Source organism: Bifidobacterium santillanense, from assembly GCF_018555385.1.
Taxonomy (GTDB): domain Bacteria; phylum Actinomycetota; class Actinomycetes; order Actinomycetales; family Bifidobacteriaceae; genus Bifidobacterium; species Bifidobacterium santillanense.
On sequence record NZ_JAFEJS010000002.1, the window covers coordinates 212482 to 224731 of the forward strand.

Below are 12250 nucleotides of genomic sequence, written 5' to 3' on the forward strand. Positions count from 1 at the left end.
GGCCGCCGGATCAGGCCTCGTAGTAGTTGTTGAACGCGCCGAACTTCCACAGCTCGTAGGAGCCGCCGACGCCCGGGCCGGAGTAGAACGGGGAGCCGGCGAGGCCCTCGCGGCCGGCGGGCTCGAGCCAGCGTTCGTAGACGGCCTTGCGCTCGTCCTTGACGGACTGCGGCGTCGTGCCCTCGTCGCGGGTGAACGGGTCGCGCGTGTAGTTGCCGTCCTCGTCGGGGACGTAGCCGAGCTCGAACAACTCCGGATCGTCGATGAATCCCGGCGTCTGGAACAGGTCGCGGGCGTAGGCCCACAGGTTCGGGAAGTCCCACACGTGCACGATGTCCTCGGTGCCGAGCGCGCGGATGAAGCCCGGACGGTAGCCGAACTCGAACGATTCGAGCGTCTGGAACAGGCGCACGTCGGAGTCGGTGAAGTTGGGGCCGAACAGGTAGCGGCGGGAGGCGAGGCGGAAGTCGTAGTCCGCAAGGCGCGCCTTGAAGATCGTGTAGGCGGCCTGCGCGGCGCCGCGGGTGGTCGCGAAGTTCACCTTGTAGGTGCCGTTGTTGATGTCGTCGAACAGCTGCTGGTTGAGCAGGTCGATCTCCTGGCGCAGCTCCTGCGGGTACAGGTCCGGCGCGCCCTGCTTGTGGAACGGCGCCCACGCGGTCTCGAGGTCGTTGCTCAGGATGTGGTAGTTGTTCGTCACGACCTTGCCGTTGGTCAGGTCGATGACGGTCGGCGAGGTGCCGCGTCCGGTGAAGCGGTCGCCCAGGGTGCGGCGGTAGAAGTCGTTGAGTCGGTCGTAGCCGAACTTCTCGGCGACGCCGCCCGGCGTCTTGGTGAGCTTCCAGCCGTCCTGGTCGCGACCGTAGACGATCTCCGGGGTGAACGCGTCCCACAGGCCGAGCAGTCGGATGACGATGCGCTGGCGGCGGTTCCAGCCGCAGCCGAGCGCGCCGAGGACGTGGTATCGGCCGGCCTCGACCGGCGCCTGGCCGGGCTGGTCGCCGAAGCGCACGGTGAAGGCGTTGCGCTGACGGCGGAAGGCGCCGTCCGGCGTCTGCTCGACGGTGGTCTCCTCGAACGGACGGTCGAGCTTGTCGTGACCGGGGCGCGGCGTGACCGCCGGCTGCGCGGGACGGACGCCGCACGCGTCGGCCGCGACGTCGGCCGCCTTCAACGAAACGGATGCGGAAGCGAAGTTGAGTGCCATGATGATTCCCCCCCCCCTGACATGCGTGCATCATCGTGCGCAATGCACGCGGATGAGACGTATATGCGATGATGCCGGTCATTATGCGTGACGCTGCAGCGCAACATGTCGTCCTCTCTATCGCTTTTCGTTGTCGCCTCCGATAACGTCGTCTTATACGACAAGCGGGCGCCGCATGCTCGCGATGCGGCGCCCGTTGTCCATGCAAATCGATTCCGTATTCCTCTCCGATCACCGCTACTGCTTCGGCGCGAAGTCCAGACCATCGAAGAACTGCTTGCTGACCTTCGTCAACGTGCCGTCACCGTTGAGTTGCTCGATGGCTTTGTCGATGGTCTTCTTCAACGCCTTGCCCTCATCGGTCTTGCTGTAGAGGAATACGTTGTCGGAGTTGCCCAGTAGTGCCGACTCGTCGTCGGGCAGAGCCGTGAACGTCGGATTGATGTCCAATGCCTTAGTGAACGTGTGGTAATTCGATTGGCTACCGAACAGGAAGTCGGACTGTCCCTCCTCCAAACTCTTGTAGATGACCGTGATGTCGCCCTGCGTGTAGTTGATCTTGATCGGATTGTCCTTCAACTGATCCTTGTTCAACGATTCAAGTTGAGCCGCAATGGCGGTGCCGGGGGATGTGAGAGTCGTCTTGCCACTGAGATCCTTCAGATGCTTGATCGGAGCATTGCCCTCCTTGGTGACGATGCCGTAGTTCTCATGGAAGTAGGGAACGCTGTACTCATATTTCTCGGCCCGCTCGGGTGTGATCGAATACGAATTCGCGGCGATCTGGTAGCGGTCGGAGTCGAGTCCGGTCAGCAGACCGTCGAATGACACCTTCCGATACTCGAATTGGTACTGCGGAAGTCTCTTGTCGACGGCCTTCAGCACCGCAATATCGTATCCGGTCAACTCTCCCTTCTCGTTCACATAGGTATGAGGCTTCGGCGAACCGCCGGTGGCCACGATGATCGTCTTAGTTCCGTCGCTCTGCGCGGCCTGAGCGGTTGCCGCGCTGGCGTTGCCGCACCCCGACAGCAACGTGGATGCAGCCAGCGCGAGAACGCTGATGCCCGCGACGATGATGGTCTTCTTCTTTCCCCGAATCATGATGCTTTCCCCCCTATGCTTGATAATGAATGGCGTCAGCGGTCGAACCGCCACAGATCGGCCAGTCCGGCGGTCCCCGGTCCCGCATATTCGACGTCGCCGAACAGCTGCTCGCGATGCGCGGGTTCGAGCCAACGTCGATAGTATTCAGGAGTTCCGGCGATGGTGTGACCGCCGAACTGGGTGCCGTCGGAATCTTTGTCGGTCACGAACGGCGTGTACCTGCCGTTCTCATCCGGAACGAAACCGAACTCGTACAATTCCTCGTCGTCGATGAATCCCGGAGTCTGGAACAGGTCACGCGCGTACGCCCACAGATTCGGATAATCCCAGACATGCAGTACGGCGTCGCCGAGCTTGCGGCTGATGCCCGGACGGTACATGCTTTCGTATGCCTCCAAGGTCTGGAACAGGCGAATGTCGCTGTCGGTCAGGTACTGGCCGAACAGGTAGCGGCGGGAGGCGAGGCGATAATCGTAGTCGGCCAGACGGGCAGCGAGTACATCGTAGGCACGGCTCGCGGCAAGGGCGTTGCCGGCGAAGAGAATGCGGTAGGTTCCGTCGTTCACGTCATCGAACAGCTGCTCGTTGAGCAGGTCGATGCGTGGGCGAAGTTCCTTCGGATACAGATCCGGGGCCTCCTTCTTGTGCCATGGAGACCACACGGTCTCCAAGTCGAGAGTGAGGGTGTGGTAGTTGTTCGTCACCACCTTGCCGGCCTTGAGGTCAACTACCGCGGGAGACGTGGCGCGCCCCTGAAAGTCCGGATCGGCGGCGGCGTAGAAGTCGCGCAGATGCGCGTATCCGAACCGCTTGCCGACGCCATCGGGTCGAAGACGCCAGCCGACCGGATCCTGTGTGGTTTCTAACGATTCCACAGCGATGACGTCCTGGAGTCCGAGCAAGCGGATGGCAATGCGCTGACGACGATTCCAGCCGCAGGTGACCGCACCGATAACCGCATACCTGTTCGGCTCCGGCGTGATCTGATGCTCCCCATAGCCGAACCTCTTCGTGAAGTAGACCGGCTGCCGGTTCGACGTGCCGTCCGCGGTCAGACGCACCTTGATCGGCCTCGTACGGTCCGCGACGATGCCGCACACGGCGACGGGCTCATGATGCAGCGTAATCCCCATTGGAGTTCCCCTCTCGTGGATTTTCGAGATTCCCCGACCAATCATTTCCCCAGTCGTGAATCCCCGATGATGCAATCCGGCGAATCCCCGTTCGCCGTTGTGAACATGCAACCATGGATGGCGACGCGACGCACCACCCCCGTCAACGAGAGAATCTATGGCCCGCTATCCGGGGGCGGGGACACCTCGGCATTGCAGCGAACCATAGATCTTCCGTATAGTCTCGCCCTGAAGGACCGCCCCATACAACAGAAGAGGCGGCCATACGGAAACCATCCGATATGGTTCCGTATGGCCGCCCCACGATACTGTCCGAAGGGAAGAAGAGGACAATCAGATCTCGCCGAATTTCCAGAGGATGTCGGTGCCGCCGGTGCCGGGTCCGGAGTACTCCCAGCCACCGGTCAGGCCGGAGCGGTCGACCGGCTCCTTCCAACGCGCGAGGTATTCCTCACGGTCGGCCGGTCCCTCGGCGGTGGCGGTGTCGTCCGTGCGCGTGTAGCCGAACGCGTAGGCGTAGGTGCCGTCGTCGAACGGGACGAAGCCGAGCGCGTGCAGCTCCTCGTCGTCGATGAACCCGGGCGTCTGGAACAGCTCGCGGGCGTAGGCCCACAGGTTCGGGAAGTCCCACAGATGCTTGACCTCGTGACCGACCTTGCGCACGATGGTCGGACGGTACGTGACCTCGTACGCCTCGAGCGTCTGGAACAGGCGCACGTCGGAGTCGGTCAGGTACGGTCCGAACAAGTAGCGGCGGGTCTTGAGCCTCTGGTCGATCTCGGCCAGACGCGCCTCGAACACGCCGAGCGCCGCCTGGGCGACGTCGCGCTGCGTGGCGAAGATGACCTTGTACGTGCCGTTGTTGACGTCGTCGAACAGCTGCTGGTTCAAGAGGTCGATCTGACGGCGCAGGAACTCCGGGTACAGGTCGGGCGCGCCCTCCTTCCAGTAGGGGCGCCAGACGGTCTCCCAGTCGAGGGTCAGCGTCTGGTACTCGTTGGTGACGACCTTGCCTGTCTCCTCGTCGATGACGGCGGGCGAGGTGGCGCGGCCGTGGAAGTCGGGCAGCGTGGCCTTGTAGAACTCGACCAGCTCCTTGTAGCCGAACTTCTTGCCGAGGCCTTCCGGATCGAGGATCCAACCACGGTCCTTCTTGCCGATCACCGACTCGATGTTCACGACCTTGTCGAGTCCGGTCAGACGCAGCACGATGCGCTGGCGGCGGTTCCAGCCGCAGCCGATGAGTCCGATGACGCGGTACCGGTTCGGGATGACCGGCACCTGGCCGATGCCGTAGCCGAAGCGCTTCGGCAGGACGTTGCCCTGGCGGCGGAAGCTGCCGTCGGGCGTGATCTCGGCGCGGATGCGGTTCGCGACGTGTCCGATGTCCCCGGCGGAGTCGTTCTCCGCGTCGGGCACGACGCATGCTGCGGACGCGGCCTGCTTGAGATTGAGTAGGTTCGCCATGGATCCCCCCTGTTTATCTAACTGAGTAACTCAGCCGACGTTGGTCGGCGTCTGGTCGGATCCGAACCACTTCTCGTCGATCTGCTTGGACGTGCCGTCCTTGAAGACCTCCTTGAGCGCCTTGTTCACATCCTTGACGAGTTGTTCCTCACCCTTCGGGAACACCAGGTAGCTGTAGCTGTCCGGCGCGAGCGTGGACTGCGCCTCGTCGCCGAGGTCGACGCTCTCCGCATCGAAACCGACCTTCTTCTTCAGGTAGCCAAACGTCGGCTTATCGAGCAAATAGACATCGCCGGTGCCGTTCTCGACCTGACGGATCGCATCGATGCCCTCGGTCTGCGAGTAGGTAAGCTTGGAAGCCTTGTCCGGATTCGCGGTGTTGTACTTCTGCAAGGCGAGCGCGATGTTGCAGCCGGAGGCGCACACGATGACCTTCTTGCCGGCGAGGTCGTCGAGCGAGTCAAGCTTCTTGATACCGCTGTCCTTGCTCACGACGGCCACGTAGGAGTTCGAGTAGATCGGGTCGCTGAACAGGTACTTGGCCTCGCGCTCCTTGCTCTTGGTGAAGTTGTTGACGGCGAGCTGATAACGGCCGGCGTCAAGACCGGAGAAGAGGCTCGAGAACTCCGCGGTCTGCCACTTGAGCTTGTACTGGGGCAGCTTCTTGAACACGGCCTCGGTCAGTTCGATGTTCTGGCCACTGACGTTGCCCTGCGCGTCCTTGAAGGTGAACGGAGCGGGCGTGCCGCCGGTCACAGCGTTGATGGTGCGCACGTTGCCGGTTGACGAGTTGCCGGAAGAGGCTCCCTGCGAAGTGCTCGCGTTGCCGCAGGCCGCCAGCGGCAAGGCCAGCGCGGCGACGGCGGCGATTCCGATCAGCTTCTTCACCAGTTTCGAGGTCATGTCTTCTCTCCAGAAAAATCGTGATGACGCGTACGTTCCGTACGGTCCGTGTTCGGTTGTTTGTATTGCGTGTGATGCGTTGCGAGCCGGCGATCAGACCGGTAATCGACATTCACGGACCCTTCATCCGTGATTGATGAACAACCTAATGCGCCGGAACACCCGCCACACCCCCGTAGCGAACACGATTTCTTATACCCCGCTATCAACGTGCGGAAACGCGCCGGCCGATAATCGGCTATAGATTTCGTCGAATACCGCGGCAGATATGCAAAGGCTCCCCTCGGTTCGTACCAAGGGGAGCCTGACGACGAACTCCACCGACGTCAGTCGATGTCGTACGTGAAGACGAGCAGCCGCTGGCCGCCGTCGACGACGAGCGTCTCGAGTTCGCGGTGGCGCACGAAGCCGCACCTCTGGTAGAGCCGGTGCGCGTACGGCATGTTCGGGCCGGAGTGGATGAGCACCTTGTGGTAGCCGTAGGCCTTGCCGACGGCGATGCTGTGCTCGACGAACGCCTTGCCGAGGCCGTGGCCGCGGCCGATGGGCAGCACGCCCATCGTGTTGAACTCGAACGTCGGCTCCGTGTTGAACTCCGGTTTGACCGTCGTGCAGGCCCCGTACAGCGTGCCCTCGCCGTCGACGATGACCCAGATGTCCTCCTTCGCAGAGCGTCTCGGGACGTCAAGCAGACGGTGCTTGTAGAACTCGGTCATCGGCCCGTTGGTTTTGAACGCCTCGTAGAGGACCTTCCCCACTGCCTCGTATTCCGACGGGTCGGCCAGACGCAGCGTGAGCCCGTCGCCGAGATCCCTGACCAGCAGGTCGCCGGGCAGCGCGGGCGCCTTATGCCCGTACGGCGCCACGTTCCGCGCGAACTGCCACAGCTCGTACGAGCCGCCGACGCCCGGACCGGAGTAGAGCGGGGAGCCGGAGAGATGCTCGCGGCCCGCGGGTTCGAGCCAGCGCTCGTAGTCGGCGCGCCTCTGCTCGGCGGTCAGCTCGATGTCGCCCGAGACCAGGTCGGCCGCGATGTAGTGGCCGTCGGCGTCCGGCGTGTAGCCGAGCGTGTACAGCTCCTCGTCGTCGATGAACCCGGGAGTCTGGAACAGGTCGCGCGCGTAGGCCCACAGGTTCGGGAAGTCCCACAGGTGCAGGACGTCATCGGTGCCGAGCGCCTCGACGATGCCGGGACGGTACGTGTGCTCGAACGATTCGAGCGTCTGGAACAGACGCACGTCGGAGTCGGTGAGTTCCGGGCCGAACAGGTAGCGGCGGGACTTCAGACGGAAGTCGTAGTCGGCGAGCCTCGCCTTGAGCACCGCGTAGGCGACCTCGGCGGCCTCCTTGTTCGTCGCGAAGATGATCTTGTACGTGCCGTTGTTGACGTCGTCGAACAGCTGCTGGTTGAGCAGGTCGATCTCCTGCCGCAGCGGCTCCGGGTAGAGGTCCGGCGCGCCCTCCTTGTGGAAGGGCTTCCACGCGGTCTCGAGGTCGAGGCTCAGCACGTGGTAGTTGTTGGTGACCACCTTGCCGGTCTCGGAGTCGATGACGGACGGCGAGGTGCCGCGTGCCGCGTAGTCGGGGTCGGTCAGTCGGTAGAAGTCGTTGAGCCGGTCGAAGCCGAACTTCTCGGCGACCGAGCCGGGCGTGCGCGTGAGCTTCCAGCCCTGGTCGTCGCGTCCGTAGATCACCTCGATCGGGAAGGCCCGTTCGAGCCCGAGCAGACGGATGACGATGCGCTGGCGACGGTTCCATCCGCAGCCGATCGCCCCGAGGAGGTGGTAGCGTCCGAATTCGGGCACGACCTCGCCGGGCGCGTCGCCGAAGCGCGCGGTGAACGCGTTGCGCTGGCGGCGGAACGCGCCGTCCGGGGTCTGCTCGACCGTGGTCTCCTCGACCGGAAGGTCGGCCTTCCTGCCCGTCGACAGGCGGACGGGACGCACCGGGCAGGCGCTCGCCGCCGCGACGTCCGTCAAACCGATGCCGATGCCGGCGTTCTTCGTCTGGATTGGTTCGAGTGCGATCGTCATCAGATGAGCTGCTCCTGCTTGACCGGGAAGATGGTGGGCGTACGCGGCACGATCACGTTGATCGGGGTGCGGGCGGGCGCGTTGTCCGCCTCCGTGTTCGCGTATTCGTTGAACGAGGCGAGGAACTCGCGCAGACGCGGGGTCTTCGGCGCGGAGAACACCTGTTCGGGCGCGCCCTGCTCGACGACCTTGCCGCCGTCGATGAACAGCACGCGGGTGGCGATCTGGCGCACGAAGCCCATCTCGTGGGAGACGAGGAGCATCGTATTGCCCTCCTTCGCCGCCTTGTCGATGGTCTCCTGCACCTCGCGCACGCGCTCCGGGTCGAGCGCGGAGGTCGGCTCGTCGAGGAGCAGCAGCTGCGGGTCCATGGACAGGGCGCGGGCGATGCCTACGCGCTGCTGCTGGCCGCCGGACAGGTGCTGCGGGTAGTGGTCCTGCCACGCCTCGAGGCCGACGTTGCGCAGTTCGGCGAGGGCGCGCTCGCGCGCCTCCTTCCTCGGCACCTTCTTGACGACCGTCAGCCCCTCCATCACGTTCTCGAGGGCGGTGCGGTTCTTGAACAGGTTGAACTGCTGGAACACCATCGCGGTGGACCGGCGAATCGCGATCGTGTCCTTTTTGGAGATCTTCGCGAGGTCGTACGTGTGTCCGTCGATCGTCAGCTCGCCCGCGTCGGGCTTCTCCAGCAGGTTGATGGACCGCAGGAACGTGGACTTGCCAGTTCCCGACGGACCGATCAGCGCGACGACCTCGCCCTTCTCGATGTCGAGGTCGATGCCGTCGAGCACGGTGTTCTTGCCATAGGTCTTGACCAGACCGCGAATCTTAATCATTTGCCAGCACCTCCTGAGCGGTGGCTTGCTTCAAAGCGGGGGATTCCTGCGGGATGGAGAGCTTCTTCTCCAGCAGGGAGCTGAGGAATTCGAGGATGAGCGTGATGATCCAGTAGATGATCGCCAGCGAGCAGTACATCTCGAAGTAGCGGTAGGACGATCCGGCCATGATCTGGCCGGCGGCCGTCATCTCGACCACGGCGCACACGAACGCGAGCGACGTGCCCTTGATCAGTCCGATCAGCGAGTTCATGAGTCCCGGCAGGGCGATGATGCCGGCCTGCGGGAAGACGACGCGCATGCGCACCTGGTTCGGGGTCATGCCCATCGACTCGGCCGCCTCGATCTGTCCGGGGTCGACGGCGGTGATGGCCGCGCGGATGATCTCGGACATGAACGCCGACTGGTTGAGCGCGAGGGCGAGGATCGCGAACAGGACCGGCGGAACGCCGTTGATGTCGAAGTTCGTGCCGTTCCAGTAGTTGATGTACTTCAGCAGGATCGGGATGCCGAAATAGCTGATGTACAGCTGCACGATGATCGGAGTGCCGCGCAGGAACGAGATGTACACGGTGCTGATCTGGTACAGGACCGGAACGCGCTTGACGCGGATCATCGCGATGAGGAAGCCCAGGATCAGGCCGACGACGCCCGCCGCCGCGGTCAGTTCCAGCGTCACGGGCAGATACGCCAACAGCTGCGGTATCTGCGTGAACACCAGCTTGATGTCGAAAAGGTCGGGCATTGCTTCATCTCCACCTGGGTTGGGATTGCGTGATTCATGATGTGCGGTTGCGTGTGCCGGCGATGTCGAAGGTGTTCGACAATCCCCCGTTCGAACCGTTATTCAGATGGTATTTCGCGGTTCCGCGCGGATGCAATCCGCACGTAATCGGCGTTGGTTATAGACCGCTATCAACCGTTTCCGGCGAGGGGCGCGCGGCGGCGGCATCCCGTTGAAATTCCCCGCGCGACCGTCCACGACACGCCGGCGGATGCCGCCCGTGATACGCGGAAAGGGGCGGCGGGAATCCTCCCGTCACCCCGATGCGGCCCATGGTCCTCATGCGGATCGGCGCCGCGCCGGACTCACCGCGCGTCGGGAGACGGCGTCTGATCGGAGCCGAACCACTTCTCGGTGAGCTTCTTCGTGGTTCCGTCCTTGTCGAACCTCGTCAGGACCTCGTTCACCTCGTCGCGCAGCTTCTCCTCGCCCTTCGGGAACACCAGGTAGCTGTAGTTCTGGTCCTGCAGTTCCTGGCTGACCTTCTCGCCGAGTTCGATGGCCTGAGTCTTGCTGTTGAGCTTCTTCGTGTAGAAGTCGAACATCGGCCCGTCGATGATGATCGCGTCCACCTGCCCGTTCTCGACCTGGCGGATCTCGTCGGGGATATCGACGGAGGAGAACTTCAGGTTGATCTGATCGTCCGGGTTGCTCTTGTTGTATTTCTGCAACGCGATGGAGATGTTGGTGCCGTCCGCCGAGGTCAGCATCGTGTGGCCGGCCAGATCGGACAGGCTGTCCACCTTCGTGATGCTCGAGCCGGGCGCCACGACCGCCACGTACCGGTTCTTGTAGATCGGCTTGCTGAACAGGTACTTGTCCTTGCGTTCGTCGGTCTTCGCGAAGTTGTTGACGCCGATCTGGTAGCGGCCGGAGTCGAGCCCGGGGAAGATGGCCTTGAAGTCGGCCGTCTCGAATTCGAGCTTGTACTGGGGCAGCTCCTTGAAGATCGCCTTGGTCAGTTCGATGTTCTCGCCGGTCAGCGTGCCGGACTCGTCCTTGTACGTGTACGGCGCCGGACTACCTCCGGTCACGGCCCGAATCGTCCTCACGCCGGTCGACGAATCGCTTTCCTGCGCCGCCTGGGCCGAGCCGCATGCGGCCAGTCCCATGGCGAGCAGCACCGCGATGCCGCCCGCCAGGACGCGTCTGAACAGTCCGTTGGAATTTCCGTGCCTCGTGTTCACGAGTTCTTCTCCTCTCCTCCGGGTCGGTCGGCGCGTCAGGCCAGCGGGTCGATGTGGCGGCCGAATTGCCAGAGTTCCTCGGTGCCGGCGGTGCCGGGGCCCGAGTACCATTCGTCGCCCGCGAGCGCCGTGCGGTCGACCGGTTCGAGCCAGCGCTCGAGGAATTCGGGACGACCGGCCTCGGTGCGGCCACCGAACACGCTCTCGTCCTTCTCGGAGCCGACGATGCGCGGGCTGTATGCGCCGTCGGCGTCGGGGATGAATCCGAACGCGTACTTCTCCTCGTCGTCGATGAATCCCGGCGTCTGGAACAGGTCGCGCGCGTAATCCCACAGGTGCGGGTAGTCCCACACGTGCACCACGTCGTCCGTACCGAGCCGGCGAGTGATGCCAGGACGGTACGTCGACTCGTACGATTCGAGCGTCTGGAACAGTCGCACGTCGGAGTCGGTCAGGCGCGGTCCGAACAGGTAGCGGCGGGAGGCCAGACGGTAGTCGAGGTCCTCGAGGCGGATGCGGAACACGTCGTAGGCGACGCGCGCGGCCTCGCGGTTTTGGGCGAACAGCACCTTGTACGTGCCGTTGTTGACGTCGTCGAACAGCTGCTGGTTCAACAGGTCGATGCGCGTGCGCAGGTCCTTCGGGTACAGGTCCGGCGCACCCTCCTTGTGGTACGGCGCCCACACCGTCTCCAGGTCGAGCGGCAGGGTGTGGTAGTTGTTCGTCACCACGCGGCCGGTCTCGACGTCGATGACGGCGGGCGACGTGCCCTTGCCCTCGTAGAACGGGTCGGTCGCCTCGTAGAAGTCGCCCAGATGCGTGTAGCCGAACCGCTTGCCGTATCCTTCCGGGTCGAGGATCCAGCCTTCGTCGTCGCCTCCCAGCACGGATTCGACGGCGATGGCGTTCTCCAGTCCGAGCAGACGGCGGACGATGCGCAGACGACGGTTCCAGCCGCACGTCACCAGGCCGATGATGAGGTATCGGTTCGGGATGACCGGCAGGTCGTCGGCGCCGTAGCCGAACCGCTTGGTGAAGTAGACGCGCTGCCGGTTGAACGTGCCGTCCTGCGTGACGCGCAGCTGCTGCTTATGGCGCAGGTCGGGTTGCGTGATGGTCTGGATGGAATCGGACATGATGGGCCTTTCGAATGATGGAAAACGATGACCGGCGGAATCCGCGCGGAATCCCGCTCTGGAATCGAAAACGATGCGGTCACGCATGGGAACCGCGTGACCGGAAGGTGTGCCGGCCTCGTACGCACGTTGCGGAAACGGTCGCACGGGACCGGCACGGAACGGATGTCGGATCGATCGACGGGACGGTGGAAGATCGGGACACGTCTCCCGTCATCGGTTTCGGGACCGGTGTTCGGGACCACGCGGAATCGATGACGGATGGTGATACGGCATCGATATGCGGCGACGGTTCCCGACGGATCGCCCGGACATCCTTGCGGCGCCCCTGGCGGACGCGAAACGGGCGAGTTTAACGCCTACGACAGGTTGCGAACCGGCCGCAGGCTACATCATTCGGAAGGCTCCGGTGGTCGCACCGATGACGATACGGACCTTATGGCTGATCATGACAAAT

General features: G+C 63.5%; 10 protein-coding genes. All 10 read right to left on the reverse strand.

From position 1 onward, the window contains the following. Positions 1-10 precede the first annotated feature (10 nt). Positions 11-1207 carry a glutathione S-transferase family protein gene (locus JS528_RS03455; protein WP_214357709.1) on the reverse strand — a complete coding sequence of 399 codons (1197 nt, stop codon included), beginning with the start codon at positions 1205-1207 and terminating at the stop codon, positions 11-13. Between the two features lie 237 nt (positions 1208-1444). Then, positions 1445-2311 carry a transporter substrate-binding domain-containing protein gene (locus JS528_RS03460; protein ID WP_214357710.1) on the reverse strand — a complete coding sequence of 289 codons (867 nt, stop codon included), beginning with the start codon at positions 2309-2311 and terminating at the stop codon, positions 1445-1447. A 35-nt stretch (positions 2312-2346) separates the two neighbouring features. Next, the gene (locus JS528_RS03465) at positions 2347-3447 is read right to left on the reverse strand and encodes a glutathione S-transferase family protein (protein WP_214357711.1); all 1101 of its coding nucleotides are present in this window, start codon (positions 3445-3447) and stop codon (positions 2347-2349) included. Between the two features lie 333 nt (positions 3448-3780). Beyond that, the gene (locus tag JS528_RS03470; protein ID WP_214357712.1) at positions 3781-4914 is read right to left on the reverse strand and encodes a glutathione S-transferase C-terminal domain-containing protein; all 1134 of its coding nucleotides are present in this window, start codon (positions 4912-4914) and stop codon (positions 3781-3783) included. A 30-nt stretch (positions 4915-4944) separates the two neighbouring features. Beyond that, a complete protein-coding gene (locus JS528_RS03475) occupies positions 4945-5817 on the reverse strand; it encodes a transporter substrate-binding domain-containing protein (RefSeq protein WP_214357713.1) in 873 nt (290 codons plus the stop codon). Positions 5818-6143: 326 nt separating this feature from the next. Beyond that, positions 6144-7850 carry a GNAT family N-acetyltransferase gene (locus JS528_RS03480; protein WP_214357714.1) on the reverse strand — a complete coding sequence of 569 codons (1707 nt, stop codon included), beginning with the start codon at positions 7848-7850 and terminating at the stop codon, positions 6144-6146. Then, positions 7850-8686 (reverse strand): amino acid ABC transporter ATP-binding protein, encoded by an 837-nt coding sequence (locus JS528_RS03485; RefSeq protein WP_214357715.1) that lies wholly within the window; start codon positions 8684-8686, stop codon positions 7850-7852. The genes JS528_RS03480 and JS528_RS03485 overlap by 1 nt, the downstream gene beginning before the upstream one ends. Further along, positions 8679-9431: an amino acid ABC transporter permease gene (locus JS528_RS03490; RefSeq protein WP_214357716.1), complete on the reverse strand. Its 753-nt coding sequence runs from the start codon at positions 9429-9431 to the stop codon at positions 8679-8681. The genes JS528_RS03485 and JS528_RS03490 overlap by 8 nt, the downstream gene beginning before the upstream one ends. Before the next feature lie 344 nt (positions 9432-9775). Further along, on the reverse strand, positions 9776-10657 hold the full coding sequence (locus JS528_RS03495; protein WP_214357717.1) for a transporter substrate-binding domain-containing protein: 882 nt from the start codon (positions 10655-10657) through the stop codon (positions 9776-9778). Positions 10658-10692: 35 nt separating this feature from the next. After that, entirely contained in the window at positions 10693-11793 is a 1101-nt protein-coding gene (locus JS528_RS03500) for a glutathione S-transferase family protein (RefSeq protein WP_214357718.1), read from the reverse strand. Between the last annotated feature and the right edge of the window lie 457 nt (positions 11794-12250).